General features: G+C 71.9%; 14 protein-coding genes. 8 read left to right on the top strand and 6 right to left on the bottom strand.

Annotated features, from left to right (window positions below; all coding sequences use genetic code 11):
• Positions 1-188 precede the first annotated feature (188 nt).
• Entirely contained in the window at positions 189-2,909 is a 2,721-nt protein-coding gene (locus tag F5972_RS14790) for a CBM35 domain-containing protein (RefSeq protein ID WP_191910129.1), read from the top strand.
• Positions 2,910-2,975: 66 nt separating this feature from the next.
• Here the strand turns inward: F5972_RS14790 and F5972_RS14795 are convergent, their stop codons facing one another.
• Genes F5972_RS14795 through F5972_RS14805 form a run of 3 tightly spaced genes read right to left on the bottom strand, consistent with a single transcriptional unit; the run spans position 2,976 to position 5,791 of the window.
• Positions 2,976-4,340, bottom strand: a complete 1,365-nt coding sequence (locus F5972_RS14795; RefSeq protein WP_150934078.1) for a hypothetical protein — start codon at positions 4,338-4,340, stop codon at positions 2,976-2,978.
• A 9-nt stretch (positions 4,341-4,349) separates the two neighbouring features.
• On the bottom strand, positions 4,350-4,853 hold the full coding sequence (locus F5972_RS14800; protein ID WP_150934079.1) for a cupredoxin domain-containing protein: 504 nt from the start codon (positions 4,851-4,853) through the stop codon (positions 4,350-4,352).
• A 26-nt stretch (positions 4,854-4,879) separates the two neighbouring features.
• Positions 4,880-5,791, bottom strand: a complete 912-nt coding sequence (locus tag F5972_RS14805) for a copper resistance CopC family protein (protein WP_225311569.1) — start codon at positions 5,789-5,791, stop codon at positions 4,880-4,882.
• Positions 5,792-5,991: 200 nt separating this feature from the next.
• Here F5972_RS14805 and F5972_RS14810 point away from each other — a divergent pair, with 200 nt between their 5' ends.
• The 5 genes from F5972_RS14810 to F5972_RS14830 all read left to right on the top strand — a co-directional run bounded on the left by F5972_RS14810 (position 5,992) and on the right by F5972_RS14830 (position 11,349).
• Entirely contained in the window at positions 5,992-7,080 is a 1,089-nt protein-coding gene (locus tag F5972_RS14810) for a radical SAM protein (protein WP_225311498.1), read from the top strand.
• 208 nt (positions 7,081-7,288) lie between these two features.
• A complete protein-coding gene (locus tag F5972_RS14815) occupies positions 7,289-7,864 on the top strand; it encodes a PadR family transcriptional regulator (RefSeq protein WP_150934081.1) in 576 nt (191 codons plus the stop codon).
• 50 nt (positions 7,865-7,914) lie between these two features.
• Entirely contained in the window at positions 7,915-8,637 is a 723-nt protein-coding gene (locus F5972_RS14820) for an ABC transporter ATP-binding protein (RefSeq protein WP_225311499.1), read from the top strand.
• A 5-nt stretch (positions 8,638-8,642) separates the two neighbouring features.
• Positions 8,643-10,457, top strand: coding sequence for an ABC transporter permease (locus F5972_RS14825; protein WP_150934083.1), 1,815 nt, complete (start codon positions 8,643-8,645; stop codon positions 10,455-10,457).
• A gap of 136 nt (positions 10,458-10,593) precedes the next feature.
• Positions 10,594-11,349 (top strand): phytanoyl-CoA dioxygenase family protein, encoded by a 756-nt coding sequence (locus F5972_RS14830; RefSeq protein WP_150934084.1) that lies wholly within the window; start codon positions 10,594-10,596, stop codon positions 11,347-11,349.
• A gap of 135 nt (positions 11,350-11,484) precedes the next feature.
• Here the strand turns inward: F5972_RS14830 and F5972_RS14835 are convergent, their stop codons facing one another.
• Positions 11,485-11,943, bottom strand: coding sequence for a helix-turn-helix domain-containing protein (locus F5972_RS14835; RefSeq protein ID WP_318527587.1), 459 nt, complete (start codon positions 11,941-11,943; stop codon positions 11,485-11,487).
• Positions 11,944-12,064: 121 nt separating this feature from the next.
• Between F5972_RS14835 and F5972_RS14840 the strand changes: the two genes are divergently transcribed.
• Complete coding sequence (locus F5972_RS14840; protein WP_150934085.1) at positions 12,065-12,244, top strand: hypothetical protein; 180 nt, start codon at positions 12,065-12,067, stop codon at positions 12,242-12,244.
• A 69-nt stretch (positions 12,245-12,313) separates the two neighbouring features.
• Here F5972_RS14840 and F5972_RS14845 read toward each other — a convergent pair whose 3' ends face one another.
• Positions 12,314-13,330, bottom strand: a complete 1,017-nt coding sequence (locus F5972_RS14845; protein WP_263641830.1) for a L,D-transpeptidase — start codon at positions 13,328-13,330, stop codon at positions 12,314-12,316.
• A gap of 717 nt (positions 13,331-14,047) precedes the next feature.
• Here F5972_RS14845 and F5972_RS14850 point away from each other — a divergent pair.
• A complete protein-coding gene (locus F5972_RS14850) occupies positions 14,048-15,139 on the top strand; it encodes a hypothetical protein (protein WP_150934086.1) in 1,092 nt (363 codons plus the stop codon).
• 34 nt (positions 15,140-15,173) lie between these two features.
• Here the strand turns inward: F5972_RS14850 and recD2 are convergent, their stop codons facing one another.
• Positions 15,174-17,435 carry an SF1B family DNA helicase RecD2 gene (gene recD2 / locus F5972_RS14855; RefSeq protein ID WP_150934087.1) on the bottom strand — a complete coding sequence of 754 codons (2,262 nt, stop codon included), beginning with the start codon at positions 17,433-17,435 and terminating at the stop codon, positions 15,174-15,176.
• Between the last annotated feature and the right edge of the window lie 100 nt (positions 17,436-17,535).

Raw genomic sequence — 17,535 nt, forward strand, 5'->3', positions numbered from 1 at the left:
GCGGAGCCGGAAACGCCGGAACACATCGGAAAACGCGGTGAACCGGCCGAGAAACGCCTGTGCAAGGGCTCGGCCGGCCACCTTCGATCAGTGAATCCCCCTACCCCATCGGCCATCTACAGGAGAGCCAGAGGAGAGGCATGTCCAAATTACCAACAGATCGGCGAGCACGGCGAATCATCGCCGCGGTGACAACCACGTTCGCCCTCGTGACGGCAGGGGTGACGGCGGCGGTCCCCGCACAGGGAGACGGCCCGGCGGCCACGCAGCTGGTCGTCGACCTCGGCACGAGGACCGGCGCGTTCCGCGGCGCCGCCGGCGGAGCGCTGTACGGGCTGAGCGACGAGGGCGTGCCCAGCGACAACACGCTGGAGCCGCTGCGGCTGACCACCGTCAACCAGAAGCCGCCCGCGGGCGCCCAGCACCCCAACGGCGACGCGTTGTCGGTGGCGCCCTCGTTCTTCCGCAACGGCGGCAAGTACATCCAGGTCAACGTCCAGGACATGTACGCGCAGTGGACGTACGAGAACGCGGGCGGCGTGATCCCGTGCAACCAGGTCTGCTTCGACAACTACATGCAGAAGCTCGCCTGGGTCGTCAACCAGGTCAAGAACAGCCCGTACGCCGACCGCATCGTCTACGTGCCGTTCAACGAGCCCGACGGCATCTGGTACAACACCTCCACCGGCAACGCCGCGCAGTACCAGACCCGGATGGCCGCCCTGATGGCGCACTGGAAGGCGGCCGTGGAGTACATCCGCGCCAACCACCCGGGCGCGCGGGTCATGGGCCTCAACGACGCCACCTTCCGGGCCCGCAACTACGGTGACTTCCTCACCTACGCCCGCGACAACGACGTGCTGCCCGACTTCGTGTCCTGGCACCAGCTGGAGTCCGGCAGCCTCAACCCCGCGGGCGGCAACTACTACCGCACCAACTACCGGACCTACCGGAACCTGGAGCAGGAGCGAGGCATCTCCCCCATCCCGATCAACATCAACGAGTACGGCGGCAACCGCGACCTGACGGTGCCCGGCCAGCTCATCCAGTACGTCGCCATGTTCGAGGACACCAAGGTCGACGCGGGTGGCAAGGCGTACTGGACCGCGGCCGGCCTGCTCGGCGGCGACGTCGTGGAGACCAACAAGCCCGGCGGCGGCTGGTGGTTCTACAAGATGTACGCCGACATGGCCGGCGGTGACACGGTCAAGGTCACTCCCCCGGCCCCGGCCACCCTCGACAAGCTCGAAGGCATCGCCGTCATCGACGACGACCGCAGGCAGGCGCGCATCCTGGCCGGCGGCGGCCCCTCGGCCGACTTCGACGTGGTCGTCGGCGGCATCGACGGCGAAGTGTTCGGCGACAAGGTCAACGTGACCGTGTCGGCGACCACGTGGAGCGGCCAGAACTCCGACGCCCCGCCGCCGGTCGTGCTCCGCGACGTCGACCTCGCCCCCGAGAACGGGTCGCTGACGATCCCGATCCGCGGGCTGGGCGTCGAAGGCGACGGCGGGCCTAACGTCGACCAGATGTCGGTGTACGAGATCGTGCTGTCGCCCGGCGGCGTCGGCACCCGCCAGTCCGTGGACCTGCCCTGGCGGGCCTCGTACGAGGCGGAGCTGGCCACCGTCACGGCCGGAACGGTTCAGACCTTCGGCACCCCGTCGAACTGGAACGCGGCCGCCACCTCCGGCACGCGCCACGTCGGCAATCTCACCCAGAACAACAGCGCGGTGACGTTCGACGTGAACGTGCCGAAGGCCGGCGCGTACAAGCTGGGCATCCTGTACGCCAACCAGACCGGTCAGCCCGCCCAGCAGGTGCTCGCGGTCAACGGCGCTCAGGCGCAGATGGTCGACTACCAGGCCACGCTCAACTTCCAGTGGCGCACCCGCAAGGATGTCGTGGTCCAGCTCCAGGCGGGCGCGAACCAGATCCGGCTGGCCAAGTCCCACCCCGAGCTGGGCACCGCTGTCGGTCAGGCGACGCTGGACCGCATCGACCTGGAACCGGCCTCCACCGGCCCGGTCACCCGGGACTACGAGGCCGAGCGGTCGCAGACCAAGGGCGATGTGACCTACGAGTACGACCAGCCGAAGCAGTCGGAGGCGGGCTTCCTCACGCTCAAGCGCGGCGGCGAGGCCATGTTCACCGTGTACGCCGAGGAGGATGGGTACTACGACCTGGAGTTCCGGCACAACAGCCCCGGCAAGCCGGGGTCGGTCACCGCGAACATCGGGCTCGACCGGCGCGCGGTCGACGGTGCGGTGCTCCGCGCCAACCCGGGCGGCGGCACCTTCTGGAAGACCGACCGGCACCGGCTGTTCCTGTCGGCGGGCGTCAACCGGGTGACGGTGGAGCCCTCCGGCCCCACGCCGGTGCGCCTTGACAAGGTGAGTGTGACCCGGGCGACGTCCGGGCCCCGGCCGGTGCAGGTGATCGAGGCCGAGTCCGCCGCCCGGTCCGGCTCGGCCGCGGTGGACAACCACGGCTACGCCTCCGGAGGGAAGTTCGTCGGCTGGATCGGACAGGGGTCGCAGAACCGGCTGACCCTCCAGGTCGACGTGGACAAGGCGGGTGACTACATGCTCGTCGTGCAGTACGCCAACGACGAGCGAAAGTCCGGCCACGTCTACAACGCCGACATCATCTCGCGGCCCCTCGACATCTCCGTCAACAACGGGGCCTCGAAGCGGTACTGGTTCAAGAACACCTGGTCCTGGGGCAACTGGTGGGCTCGCGGCGTGCCGGTGACCCTCAAGGCCGGTACGAACACGATCAGTGTGTACAACGATCCCGCCAACGGCGCGAAGGCCCAGGGATGCCCGGCACCGTGCATCTCCGAGCTCGACAGCCAGTGGGCGCCGAACCTCGACAGGTTCGACATAGCGCCGATCAAGGTCGGCTGACGCGGTGACCCGGGGCGGGAGCGGCGGTGGGACAGCCGCTGCCGCCCCGGGCTCGCGACACTCCCGTCAGGCGGCGAACAGCAGGAGCAGGCCCACCACGGTGTAGACGACCATCAGCACGAGCAGGGGGACCTGCCCGAGGACCGCGGTCCGCCTGGGGAACAGGGCGAGGGCGCGGTCGTGGGCCAGCACGGTGCCCAGCACGTGGCCGACGACGATCACCGTCACCTGGAGGGTGGCGACTCCGGCGGGGGTGGTGCCGAGCGCCTGGATCTTCCAGTCGGCGGTGCCCAGCCAGTTGGCGCCGGTGTCCAGCGGGTCGGACAGCAGCGCGATGGTCCGCTGTCCTTCCAGGAGGAACAGCGTGTAGTAGTGGGCGATCACGTATCCGACGGCGATCGGCACGATCGAGTGGGCGATCTCCCCCGCCGTCTCCCCTGCTGTTCTCCCGGCTGTGGTCCCCGCAGTTTTCCCTGCTGTGATCGCGGCGCCGGCGGCGCCCCACCGCCCGGCGAGCGCGGTCGCGACGCGGTACGCCGCGAGCACCAGGCCGATGACGGCCAGCAACCCGGCGGTGCCGGTCACCGGCGCCGGAATCGGGCTCTCCTGGATGAACCGCACCCAGATCGGGGCGTTGGACAGGCTGTCGTACATGGTGGAGCCGAGGAGGACGACCACCAGCGTCGTCAGTCCGGGCGCCGGTCGCAGCCCGGCCATGCCGTCGAGCGAGTTGCGCCAGGCGACGACGCCGTCCTCGCGCCGGTGCACCGGCGCGAGCCTGCCCACGATGCCGCTGTAGGCCTCGAACGGGTCGGCGTGGCCGAACCACCGGGCGCCGAAGACGACCGCTCCCGCGAGCATGATCAGCGTGTACGCCGCGAGCCAGGCGCCGATCACCGGCAGGGTGGCCCGTTCGGGGGCGACGAGTTCCAGCCAGACGAAGGCGAACAGCCCGGCGCAGGCCGGCCAGTAGCCGAGGCCCGGCGGCAGCGGGCGCAGGCCGGCGTCCGGGTCGCGCCGCAGGGCCGTGCAGGCCAGCAGGTGCAGCGTCCGCAGCGGGCTCAGGGCGCGCCACACCGGGCCGAACAGCAGCGACAGCGGCACCAGGCCGACCCAGAACAGGACGTAGAACGCGCCCGCCGTGGGGTTGTCGGCCTTGTCGGGGCCGAAGACCAGCCCGACACAGAAGTAGGCGGCGGCGAGGAGCCCGGCGATCCGCCAGGCCCAGTCCCAGGCCGGCGTGGCCATGGCCCGCTGGAGCGTGCCCGGCAGGGTGCGGGCGCGCGGGTCGGCGCCGCCCAGCCGCGGCTCCTTCCACAACGCGCCGAGTGCCACGAACGACACCAGCAACGCCAGCGCCGCGCCGGTCAGCGCGGCAGGGAACGGGATCGGCAGGTCCTGGCGTCCGCCGACCCCGTGGGCGAGGAGCATGGGACGGGCCTACCGCACCACGAGCTGGAACAGCTGGAGGCCGGACTCGTGGGTCTCCATCTCGAACAGGCCGGTCTCGTCGGCCGTGAACTCGATGGTGGCGGGGGTGCCGGGCTTCAGCTCCGCCTCCTTGTCGTACCCGTGCAGGTGCGCCTCGTCGGCGGCGTCGCCGGTGACGGTGATGCGCACCCGCTGCCCCTTGTCCACCTCGATGCGTCCCGGGGGCGGCGTCACCTTGCGGCCCTTGATCGTGACGTCGATCTCCTTCACGTCCGCGTCCGCGGGAGCGTCGGCCGGCGCGTCGGTGGCGGGCGCGGCCGGCTCCGTCGCCGCGTCACTCGCCGCCGCGGCAGGCAGTTCGGTGGACGACGCGGTGGTGGGTGCGGTGGCGGGCGCGGTGGTGTCCGACTCGCCGCAGGCCGACACCGCCATCGGCAGCGCCACGCCGAGCAGGAGCGCGGCGAGCATCGGGCGGCGGCGGGCACGATGGCGGCGGGCAGGGGTGAACGTCACGACATTTCTCCGGAGGTGAGGGCGGTTCAGCGCCGCTTGGCGGACCTGGGGCGGTTCGCCGTCCGCGACTGGGACGAACTCGTGGGGGTCTTCGGCTTGGGCGTGGAGCGCCCGGAAGGCCGTCCGGCCGCCGGCTTCTTGGGGCCCGCCGTACGCGCCGGGGCGGGCCGCCGCCGCGCCGCCCGCAGGATCAGGACGCCCGCTCCCGCGACGAGGAGCGCGGGCACCAGCCACACCGACAGGCCGGTGCCGGAGTCGTCCTGCTGCGCCGCCGTACGCGCCGCGGGGGCCGGGCCGGACGTACCGGCGCCGGTCTCGGGCACGGCGGCGGGGCCGGTAGCCGCCTGGGAGGGCGCCACGGGCCCGAGCGCGCCGCCGCCGTTGTCGGGCGTCGCGTTCGCGGTGGCGCCGCTTCCGGGCTCGGACGTGGCGAGCAGGGCGGCGTCGGGCTCGTTGGCCGGGGCCTTCCAGCCCTTGGGCGCTGCCGTGGTCCTGCCCTTGTAGGTGAAGCGCAGCTCTCCCTTGACGGGCTCCCCGTCGGAGGCGATCGACAGGTAGTGGACGACGTACTCGCCCCGCTCGGGCCAGTAGGCGACGGGTACCACCGCGGGGAAGCCGGTGTTGTAGACGCTCGGTTCCCATACGCCGTCGACGAGGTTGTACTCCTGGACCGGCTTGTCGAGCCGTTCCGGCCGGCCGTGCGTCCAGGTCTGGTCGACGCGGGCGCCGCTCGGCGCGGTGACGGCGAAGTAGGCGTTCGGGGCGGGCGCCTCGGTGAAGTAGAGCCGCAGCGACTCCAGCGGGGCCTTCACCGTGCTGTCCTTGGCCGGGGTGGACATCGCGAGCTGGCCGTGGGCGGAGGCGGGTGCGGCCAGGGCGGCGACGGCCAGCACGCCGACGACGATCGGCAGAAGCAGCCGGCCCAACCACCGTGCCATCGTCACGTCCGCTCTCCATGGGGTACGGCCCCTGGCTGGGGCGAATGCGACGAGATTAGCCACTTATGACGTGATTGAACAGAACTTCATGCGTTCGCAACGAAAGTGGAGTAACGTGCGCCCAGCCTCCCGCGATGCCAGGCGCGCCGCCGGGCGCGGACACTTGGCGTGGGGGTCGAATGCGTGTTCTACTGATCCTCATGCGTCGCGACGCCACTTCCCGCCCCGACTCCCCGTCCGGGGACCAGGGCACGGCGCGGCCCGTTGAGCAGCAGGCGATCACAGGCGCTGAGCAGCAGGCGATCATGGGCGCTGAGCAGCAGTCGATCGTCGGCGCGGGCCCCGCCCGCCCGCGTATCGAGCGGCAGGCCGTCACCCGTGTGTTCGACGGCATCACCTGCTACGAGGTGCCCGCGCGCGCCGCGCTGGAGCGCGTGCCCGACGCCGCCGAGCTGCCCTTCGCCTGGGCCGCGAGCCCCTACCGCGGATGCGAGGCGGGCTGCGGCTACTGCGCGGCCCGGCGCGGCCACCGCTACCTCGGCCTGGATCCGGGCCGGGACTTCTCCACCCGCATCGTCGTGAAGACCGATCTCGCCCGCCGGCTGCGCCGTGAGCTGGCCTCCCCGCGCTGGGGCGGCGAGCAGGTCGCGCTCGGCCTCACCGGCGACTGCTACCAGCCGGCGGAGGAGATCTACCGCCTCATGCCGGGCGTCGTGCGGGCCCTGGCCGACGCGGCCAACCCGTTCACCGTGCTGACGAAGAGCCCGCTGATCCTGCGCGACCTGGACCTGTTACGCGACGCCGCGAAGGTGACCCAGGTCGGTGTCATGGTGTCGGTCGGCTTCGTCGACGACCGGGTGCGGCGGGCCGTGGAGCCCGGAGCCGCGACGCCGCAGCGGCGGCTGGAGGTCTGCGCCGCGCTGAACGACGCCGGCATCCCCTGCGGGGTGCTGATGGCGCCGATCCTGCCGCTCGTCACCGATTCCAGCGATCACTTGCTGGCCACGGTCAGGCGCGCGGCGGAGGCGGGGGCGGTCAGCGTGACGCCGGTCGTGCTGCGCCTGCCGTCCGGGGTGCGCGAGGGATACCTGGGCTGGCTGGAGCGCGAGCACCCCGGCCTGGTGCCGCGTTACCAGGCGCTGTACGGCAAGGGCCAGGTCGCCGAGGAGGGCTACCGCCGCCGGATCGCCGAGCAGGTGCGGGCACTGGCCGAGACGTACGGCATCGGCGGCCAGGCCCGGCGCTGGCGCCGCCGCCGCTCCCCCGACCGCCAGCTCGCCCTCGTCTGACCCCACGCCACACCGCGCCTCCCGGTTCGCCCCGGTCCCGCGCCGCGCCGCCTCCTGCCACACGCGCTGGTTACGGCCGCCCTGGTTGGCTCCCCTGTTCGCGGCTCGTGGTGAAACCGGCGCCGGTGCGGGGCGGTCGTTTTGACACCCCCTACGGCTAACCGCTATCTATCAGCTAACCGTTAGCCGTGAGGGGGTGCGAGGCGGGATGCAGGACGCGGTGCTGGCGATGCTCGCCAAGGAGCCGTCGTACGGGTATCACCTGCGCGCCCGGCTGCGGCGGGCCCTCGGCCCGCTGGGCGAGTCGATGAACCAGGGCCAGATCTACGTGACGCTGGCCCGGCTGGAAAAAGCGGGGTTCGTGGTCTGCGAGCGGAGCGACGGCCTGCCCGACCGGGCGGACCGCAAGGTGTACGCGCTGACGCCGGCCGGGCAGCGGCGGGTGGCCGCGTGGCTGGCCGAGGTCGGCTGGCCGAAACCAGACCTGGCGGAGTTCCATCTCAAGCTCGTCGCGGCGGCCGCGGCCCGGCTGGCCGACCCTGTCGAACTGGTGGCGGCGCAGCGCCGTGAGCTGCTGCGCCGCCTGCGTGAGGCACAGCAGGCGGCCCTGGCCGAGCCGGAGGGATCGGCCGCCGCCGTGCTGCTGGAGGGGGTCATGCTGCGGCTGCGGGCGGACCTGCGCTGGCTGGCGGCCTGCGAGCGGGCCTGGTCTTCCGGGGGCGCGGGCGGCGCGACCGCCGGTGACGAAGACGGTGACGAGAACGACGAAGTCGAGGGCGGATGAACGGGTCGGATGCCGTGCCCAATGCAGTGGCGGGTCCAGTCGCGGGTCCGGTGGCGGAGATCCGCGGCCTGGTGAAGGAGCACGGACAGGGGCAGGGCAGGGTCCGCGCGGTCGACGACGTCGACCTGGAGGTGCCCCGGGGGCAGACGCTGGCGGTGATGGGCCCCAGCGGCTGCGGGAAGTCCACCCTGCTGCACCTGCTCGGCGGGCTGGAGCGGCCCACCCGCGGCGAGGTGTGGCTGGCCGGCCGGCGCGTCGACACCCTGAGCGAGCGCGCGGTGGCACGGCTGCGACGCCGGTCGGTGGGATTCGTCTTCCAGGCCTTCCACCTCATGGAGGAGCTGACCGCCGCCGAGAACGTGGAGCTGCCGGTGCTGCTGGCCGGGCGCTCGCCGCGCGAGGCCAGACGCCGCGCGAGCCTCCTGCTGGAACGGGTCGGGCTCGCCGCGCGGGCCCGGCATCTGCCGTCGCGGCTGTCCGGCGGGCAGCGTCAGCGGGTCGCCATCGCCCGCGCGCTCGCCAACGAGCCGCCGATCGTGCTCGCCGACGAGCCGACCGGCAACCTCGACACCGCGGCGACGCTCGACGTGCTGAGGATCTTCGAGGATCTGCGTACGGCGGGGCAGACCCTGGTGATCGTCACGCACGACGAACGGGTCGCGGCCACCGCGGACCGGCTGGTGTCGATGCGCGACGGCATGTTCGTCGACGACACCCGGCTGACCGGCTCGTCCTCGCAGGGGCTCGGCGGCCTGATCGAGTGGGAGAGCTGACCGCAATGGGCTCCTTCGTGCTCGTCGTCCGGCTCGTTCTCGCCGACGTCCGCCGGCACCGCGCGCAGGCCGCGATGCTGCTGCTCGCGGTGACCGTGGCCACGGCCACGATGGCACTGGGCCTGTCCCTGCGCGGCGTGAGCGAGGCGCTGTACGAGCAGACCCGCGCGGCCACCGCCGGGCCCGACGTGGTGGCCCTCTCCGGTGACACGGGCCCCGCCGTGACCTCGGCGCTGGCCTCGCTGGCGGACGACCCCGAAGTGATCGCTCACCACGGCCCCTACCGCATCGTCTACGCCGATCTCACCACGCGCGGTTCGGGCAAATCTCCCGCGGTGGCGTCCGGAGTGGTGGTGCACGGCTTCGCCGAGACGCCCGGCGCGGTCAACCGGCCGCTGGTGACCTCGGGCGGTTGGGTGCGGCCCGGCGGCGCGGTCGTCGAACGGGGCTTCGCCGAGGCGCTCGGCATCGGCGTCGGCGACCGCGTCACCATCGCCGGCCGGTCGTACCCCGTCGTCGGGATCGCCGTGACCGCGGCCACCCCCATCTACCCCTGGGCGGCGCAGATCGGTCCGTACGGCGGCCCCAGCGACTCCAGCGGCCTGGTCTGGCTCACCCGGTCGGACGCCCGGACCCTGGCGGGCCGGGATCTGCCGGTGACCACGGCCATGGACCTCAAGCTGCGCGACCCCGCCGCCACCGAGGCCTTCGTCGAGGCGTTCTCGGACGCCCACCGCGACTCCGCCGCCAGGGTGAACCTGCACACCTGGCAGTTCATGGCCACGCAGGACACGGTCATCCTCAGGAACAGCCAGCCGATCCTGGTCGTCGGGAGTTGGCTGCTGGGCTTCCTGGCCGTCACCGGAGTGGCGGCGCTGGCCGCGGGACGCGCCGTCGAGCAGACCCGCCGGGCCGGGCTGCTCAAGGCCGTCGGCGCCACCCCGGGCCTGATCGCCACCGTCCTGCTCACCGAGTATCTGGCGCTGGCGCTGGTCGGCGACGCGCTGGGGCTGGCGATCGCCCGCCTGACCGTGCCCGGCATCGCCAGCCCCACCGCCAGCCGGATCGGTGACGCGGCCGGGCCCGGCGGCGCCACCGTCGCCGCGGCGACCGTCCTCGCCGTGGCGGTGGCGGTGCTGTCCACCCTGCGTCCCGCACTGCGGGCCATGCGTACGGCGACCGTCACAGCGCTGGCCGCCGCCGCGCACCAGCCCCGTCACCGGCCGCTGCTCACCGCGCTGTCCGCGCTGCTGCCCACGCCTCTGCTGCTCGGTTTGCGGCTCACCGCCCGCCGGCCGGGCCGCGCCGTGCTGCAGGCGTGCTCCACCGCCACCACGGTGATCGCGACTGTCGCCCTGCTGACCGTCTACTCCCAGAAGGAGAGGGGCTACGGCCTGAACGGGTCCTCCGTCCTGCCCAACCTGCGGGGCGAGCTCGACCGCCGGCTGATGCTCGCCGTCACCATCCTGCTGATCGCGCTCGCCGTCGTGAACACCGTCACGCTCACCTGGACCACGGCCATGGAGGCCCGGGCGAACATGGCCGTCGCCCGCACGCTCGGCGCCACCCCCGGGCAGATCGCCGCGGGACTGTCGGCCGCCCAGGTGCTGCCCGCCCTGCTCGGCGCCATGGCCGGTGTTCCTCTGGGCATCGGTGTGTGCGGGCTCTTCAGCGCCAGGAACACGATCATGCCGCCCGTCTCCTGGATGCTCGCCGCCGCACTCGTGACCCTCCTGGTGACGGCGGCGTTCACCGCCCTGCCGGCCCGCCTGGCCGCCCGGCGGCCGGTGGCGCGGGCCCTCAGCGCCGAAGCGGCCTGACCGGCCGGGTACGGCGAATCGCCAGGCGACGGCAGCAGACGACGCCGACAGCAGTAGCGGAGAAAGCGGGGAGCGGCGGAAGCAGGCGGCGGAAAACCGGTCGACGCGCGGGGCCGTGATCGCTACCGTCCACGGCATGCTCACTGACACCGACGCCGATCGTTTCGTCGCCGAGGGCTTCCTCAAACTGGAGGAGGCCTTCCCCCGGGAGACCGGCGACCGTCTCAGGGACATCCTGTGGCAGCAGGTCGGGCTGTCGCCCGACCGGCCCGGCGACTGGACGCAGCCGGTGGTGTGGGCAGGACCCGACCCGATGGGGCGGGGCCCGTTCGGGGAGGCGGTGCGCAGCCCCGCACTCGCCGAGGCGCTCGACCTGGTCGCCGGGAAGGGCGGCTGGGAGCCGCGCGGCACGATCGGCAACATACCGATCCGTTTCCCGCATCCCTCCGACGCCGGGGACACCGGCTGGCACATCGACCAGAACGACCCCGGGCCCGGCGGCACCTGGGGGACCGTCACCGCCAGGTCCCGCACGCTGCTCGTGCTGATGCTGTTCTCGGAGGTCGGCCCGGACGACGCGCCGACCCGCGTCAGGGTCGGCTCCCATCTCGACACCGCCCGCGTGCTCGAACCGCACGGCGAGAGCGGGCTGGAGTTCTTCGCCTCCGGGCCGCTGCTCGACGAGGCGAGCGCCCACCGGCCCGTGGCCCTGGCGACCGGACTGCCGGGAGACGTCTACGTGTGCCACCCCTACCTGGTGCACGCCGCGCAGCCCCACCACGGCACCCGGCCGCGGTTCATGTCCCAGATGCCGTTCATGCTGACCGAGCCCCTCAGCCCGGGCGCCGCGACCCCCCTGTCCCGCGCGGCCCGGCTCGGCCTCGCCGGCTGACCAGCGAGGGCCGGCCGACCGCGACGGCCGGGCCAGGCGTGAGGACGCGCACCTCGTCCGGCCGGGTCTCGGACGTATCCGGCGCGGACGTGTCCGGCGCGGCCGCGTCGCGCGTGCCGGGCTCTCGGCCGGTGCTCACGCGGTGCCCCCGGCCGGCGTGCTGTGCTCGGTCAGCGTGGTGACGAAACGCAGCAGCTCCGCGGTGTCGGCCACGCCCCCCACGATGATGATCTTCAAGCTCGCCCTGTCCTCGTCGTAGATCGTCTCGACGCGCAGGGGCCGCCCGCCGGGGGTGCGCCCGTTGACGGCGGCGATCAGGGTGTTGCCCACGGTCATCGCGGCGTCGGGGGCGATCGCGTCGATCTGCACGATGCTCGACGCCTCAGCATGGCGCCGCCGGCCCGCGGTCCCGGCGGCCGGGGCCGTCACCGGCTGCCCCAGGAAGGCGTCGAGGTCCTCGGGGACGATGCGGTACTGCTTGCCGATGCGCACCGCCTTGAGCCGCCCGTCGCGCACGTAGCTGCGCACGGTCTTGACGTGCAGGCCCAGCAGTTCGGCCACCTGCTCGACCGAGTACGGCTGCCGCGGCATCATGGCACCCCTCTCCGCGTGACTCCCCAAACCACCCTATCGCTGGCCGGTTCGGGGAAGTTTAGGGAGCGAGGCCGACGCGCCCGGCTGGTGGGGCGGAGAGGGAGGGCGATAGCCTGGAGGCATGTTCCACCGCAAACCCCTGGAAGAGCGCATCGCCGAGCGCGTCGCCAAACGCCCCCCGCTCAAGGAGGGCAAACACTTCGAGCACCGCCCCGCACTGATCGTCTTCTGCGTGATCATGGTGCTCGTCGCGCTGAAGATCGTGGGCGCCTTCGCCCTCATGAAGTGGGGCATCACCTAGTTCGCGGACACCCCACCGGGTCCCGGCCCTGGCGGGCCAGGACCCCAGGACCCAGGACTCCAGGGGGGCTCAGGACTCCAGGGCGCTGCCCTGCTTCCACTTGCTGAACGGCATCTGCCAGAAGCCCCAGCCGTTGTTCCACTCCAGCGCCCGGTTCGTGCCGACGATCTTCACGACGTCGCCGCGGTGGAAGTTCTCGTAGAACCACTTGGCCTGCGAGGGGCTGGCGTTGACGCAGCCGTGGCTGACGTTGGCGCGGCCCTGCGAGCCGACCGACCACGGCGCGCTGTGGACGTACTCGCCGCTGTTGGAGATGCGCACCGCGTGGTTCACGATCTCCTTGTAGTAGCCGGGGTCGCCCTCCTTCTTCCCCGGGGAGATCATGGTGACCGGGTTGCCGCGTTCCATGGTCAGGTGGATGCCGTTGGTGGTGGTGTACTCGCGGGTGGTCGCCTTGCCCGCGCTGATCTTCATGGTCTGCACGACCTTGCCGTCGCGCTTGACCACCATCATGTGGGTCCGGGTGTTGACCGAGCTGATCCAGGCGGCGCCGATCTTGATGGTCGTGGAGTGGTCCTTCACGCCGTAGGTGTCGCGTCCGGACTTCACCCCGGTGAGGTGCGCGGTGAACTTCACCTTCTGGTGCGCGGGCCAGTACTTCGCCGGCCGGTAGATCGCGTACGTGTCGTCGATCCACCGCCAGGCGCCCTTGACCGGCTTCTGGGCCTCCACCTCGAGAGCCTGCTCGACGGCGCCCTTGTCCTGCACGGGCCGGTTGAACCGCACCATGATCGGCATGCCGACGCCGACGGTCTCGCCCTTGATGCCCGGGGTGACGTCGGCGATCTGCAGGGGGAACTTGGGCTTGAGCGTGCTGAAGCTGCTGGACGCGTTGGCGGGCCCGCCGTCACCGGCGGCGGTGGCCGAGACGGTGTACTTGCTGGAGGGCTTGAGCGGCTGCTTGGACGTCCACTTGGTGTGGGTGGAGTCGAACTCGCCCTCGACCGTCGTGCCACCCGCCCTGACGGTGACCTCCTGCAACTGGCCGCCCGCGGCCGTGACGACCACGGTCTTGTCGGGGCGCACACCGGCACTGCCCGTCGCCGGGCTGATCTTGATCGTGGGGGCCGGGGCCGCGGGGGCGGAACTCCCCGATCCTCCGGACCCTCCGTCTCCGGTCGAGCCCGGTCCGCCCGACCCACCGGAGCATGCCGACAGAGTCGCGGTCAGAACCACGGCGACACCGGCGATCGGCGTCATCGAACGACGTGCAGTGCTCAGCACAACTACTCCCCCATGAGCGCGAAGGGCACTATCAGACCTTATTCGGGGTTGCCTCTTATGTTGGCATTTTCCCTAGCCCTGAGGTCACATTTCGGTCGCTCTTCGCTGGTCTCACCTGTGTAAACGGTAAGGCGCAGGTCAAGCCTGATCAAGTGTTCGGTCAGGTGCGCCCGGCTCGCGGAGGCCCGCGGTGCGGTGCCGGCGGCCGACCGGCCGCGGCGCGGGAGATTCGGAAGCACCTGATCGCCCGCTAGGGGCGCGCCCTTTCGGCCGAAGCACGACGGCGCCCGCCCGGCCGTCTTCCGGCAGGTGGATTGGGTCTTTTCAAAGATCGCCACACGGGTTATCACAAAGCGGAAAGGTGAAAGTGAGCCTTCCGCCTCACCGCGATCGCCCGCCTCACCCTGATCACCGCTCCACCCCGATCACCGCTCCACCCGAAGCAGGGCACGACGCGCCGGGACCGCCCGGCGTCGACATCTCGCACGCCCACTGGGCACCACCGCGATGGAGGACGGCATGCGCCTGTTACGAACCGTGGTCATCCGACTACTGGTCATGGTTGCGATGGTCGCCGGGGGGACGACCGCGGCGGCGGGCGCCGCCTCCGCGGCCGTTCCCGACGTGTGGGGATTCGCCTACGTCAACACCAGCTCCGGCGTCCCGAACCTGTCCTACCAGGCGGGCAGCTGGACGTCCGGGTCGGTGACCGTCACCCCGGGGGTCCCCGGCGAATACTTCGTGCGGTTCCCGGGGATCGGGATCCCCTCGGGCGGGATCGCGCACGTGACCGCGATCACGCAGTCGGCCGAGTGGTGCCAGATCGAGAAGTGGGGTATGGCCGGCACCGACGAGATCGTGGCCGTGCGGTGCTACCGGTTCGGCGGGGGCCCGGCGAAGGCGCTGTTCTCCATCGTCTTCGCCAGCAGCAGCGGAGCGCTCACCTCGGCGACGCAGGCGTACGGCTACGTCTTCTGGAACGGCTCGTCCATCGCCTCCCACTACAACTCGGCGCTCGCGGTGAACACCGTGACCCACACCTCCACCGGGACCTGGACCGTCTGGATGCCCGGCCTCGGCTCGTCCACGCAGGCCGGGAACGTGCAGGTCACCGCGGTCGACTCCGGCGTGCCGGCGCGGTGCAAGGTGGGCGCCTGGAGCTGGGCGGCGACGGGGCAGAAGTTCCAGGTGCTCTGCCACGACGCGACCACCACGCCGCTCGACACCGGCTGGACCCTCACCTACCAGCGCGAGCGGGCCATCACCGGGGCGTTCGCGCCGCCGAAGTACTTCGCCTACACCTTCGACAACACCCCGGCCAACCCCGGTCCGTACGCGCCGCTGCCCGCCGCGATCAACTTCAACTACCCGGGCGCGGTCAACACGGTGCAGTCGGCCGGGACCGGCATGCGCCTGGTGACCTTCCCCAAGGTCGGGTTGCTGCCCAACAACGTGCAGGTCACGGCGTACGGGCCGGGGCCGGCCTTCTGCAACCTGCTCACGCTGTGGACCACCTCGGGCTCGGACGTCTACGTCCGTGACGTGGTCTGCTACAACGGCACCACGGCGGTCGGCCAGCCGTCCCTGGTGACCTACACCTCGAAGTACTGACAGAACCGGAGCACCGGCACGACCGGGGGGCGGGTCACGGCACGCGGAGGCGGTGGGTGAGCCCCGTGTGCCGGCGGCCCGCCCCCCGCGTGCGGACCGCCTGGCCGAGCGCCCGCCGTGACCCCACGACGACCACAAGCTTCTTGGCCCGGGTGATGGCGGTGTAGAGCAGGTTGCGCTGCAGCATCATCCAGGCACTGGTGGCCAGCGGGATGACCACGGCGGGATACTCGCTGCCCTGGGAGCGGTGGATGCTGACGGCGTAGGCGTGCGCGAGCTCGTCCAGCTCGTCGAAGGAGTAGTCGACGTTCTCGTCCTCGTCGGTGAGCACGGTCAGCCTGCTCTCCTCGGGGGTGATGGCGGTGACCACGCCCACGGTGCCGTTGAACACCCCGGCCGCGCCCTTGTCGTAGTTGTTGCGCAACTGGGTGACCTTGTCGCCGACGCGGAAGACGCGGCCGCCGTACCGGCGCTCGGGCATGCCCTCGCGGGCGGGGGTCAGCGCCTCCTGCAGGGCGATGTTGAGCGCGCCCGCCCCGGCCGCGCCGCGGTGCATCGGCGCCAGGACCTGCACGTCCCTGCGGGGGTTCAGCCCGAACTTCTTCGGGATGCGGCGGGCGACCACGTCCACGGTCAGCGCGGCGATCTCCTCGGGCTCCTCGCAGGGGAACAGGAAGAAGTCGGGGAACTCCCGCACGAGGGGGTGCTGCCCGGTGTTGACGCGGTGGGCGTTGACGACCACGCCGGACTCCTGCGCCTGGCGGAAGATCTGGGTCAGCCGCACCCGGGGGACGTCGGGGGCGGCGAGCAGGTCGCGCAGCACCTCGCCGGCGCCGACCGAGGGAAGCTGGTCGACGTCGCCGACGAACAGCAGGTGCGCGCCCGGGGCGACCGCCTTGGCCAGCTTGTTGGCCAGCAGCAGGTCGAGCATCGACGCCTCGTCCACCACCACCAGGTCGGCGTCGAGGGGGTTGTCGCGGTCGAAGGTGGCGTCCCCGCCGGGCCGCAGCTGGAGCAGCCGGTGCACGGTGGTGGCCTCGTGCCCGGTCAGCTCCGCCAGCCGCTTGGCCGCCCGCCCGGTCGGGGCCGCGAGGATGACCTTGGCGCGTTTGGCCCGCGCGAGCGTCACCACCGAGCGGACGGTGAAGCTCTTGCCGCAGCCGGGACCGCCGGTCAGCACCGCGACCTTCTCGGTCAGCGCGAGCCGTACGGCCTGGGCCTGCTCGGGGGCGAGGTCGGCGCCGGTGCGGCCGCGCAGCCAGTCGAGGGCGGCGGGCCAGTCGACGTCCGCGAACGCCCTGAGCCGGTCGTGCGACGAGGCCAGCAGGCCGCGCAGCGTGCCGGCCAGCGACAGCTCGGCCCGGTGGAAGGGCACGAGGTAGACCGCCGGGACGGTGACGTCGCCGTCCCCGGCGTCGCCCTTCCTGTCGCCTTCGCCGCTTCCCCGGGCCGGGATCTCCTCGCGGACCACCCCCTCCTCGGCGACCAGTTCCTCCAGGCAGGTCCCGGCCAGGGCGGCCGGCACCTCCAGGATCTTCACGGCGTCGGCCACGAGGTTGGGGGCGGGCAGGAAGCAGTGGCCGTCGTCGGCGCCCTGCGACAACGTGTAACGCAGCCCGGCCTTGACCCGCTCGGGGCTGTCGTGGGGGATGCCGACGGCCTGGGCGATCGTGTCGGCCGTCTTGAACCCGATGCCCCACACGTCGTCGGCGAGCCGGTAGGGCTCCTTGCGAACCACCTCGATGGAGTCCTCGCCGTACTGCTTGAAGATGCGCACCGCGATGGAGGTGGACACCCCGACGCCCTGCAGGAAGATCATCACCTCTTTGATGATCTTCTGTTCCTCCCAGGCGGCGGCGATCATCTTGGTGCGCTTGGGGCCGAGCCCGGGCACCTCGACCAGCCGCTTGGGCTCCTCCTCGATCACCCGCAGGGTGTCGGTGCCGAAGTGGTCCACGATCCGCTCGGCCATCTTGGGGCCGATGCCCTTGATCAGGCCCGAGCCCAGGTAGCGCTGGATGCCCTGGATGGTCGCCGGGAGCACCGTGGTGTACGACCAGACCTCGAACTGCCTGCCGTACCTGGGGTGGGAGCCCCAGCGGCCGGTGAGCCGCAGCGACTCGCCGACCTGCGCCCCGAGCAGCGGCCCGACCACGGTCAGCAGCTCGGTACCCGACCGCTCGGTGGCGACCCTGGCGATCGTGTACCCGGTCTCCTCGTTGGCATAGGTGATCCGCTCCAGCACGGCGTCGAGCTGGACGCCGGGCGGCCTGCCTTCGGGACCCGCGGTGGTCATGGCTGGCATTCTCCCCCACGCCCTCGCTCGTGCGTGCCGAGCAGGACCGCAAAGGGTTCTTCGCGAAGAACCCTTTGCGAAGAAGTCTTTGCGGTTTAGG

This window comes from Microbispora cellulosiformans (genome assembly GCF_008728085.1).
GTDB lineage: Bacteria > Actinomycetota > Actinomycetes > Streptosporangiales > Streptosporangiaceae > Microbispora > Microbispora amethystogenes.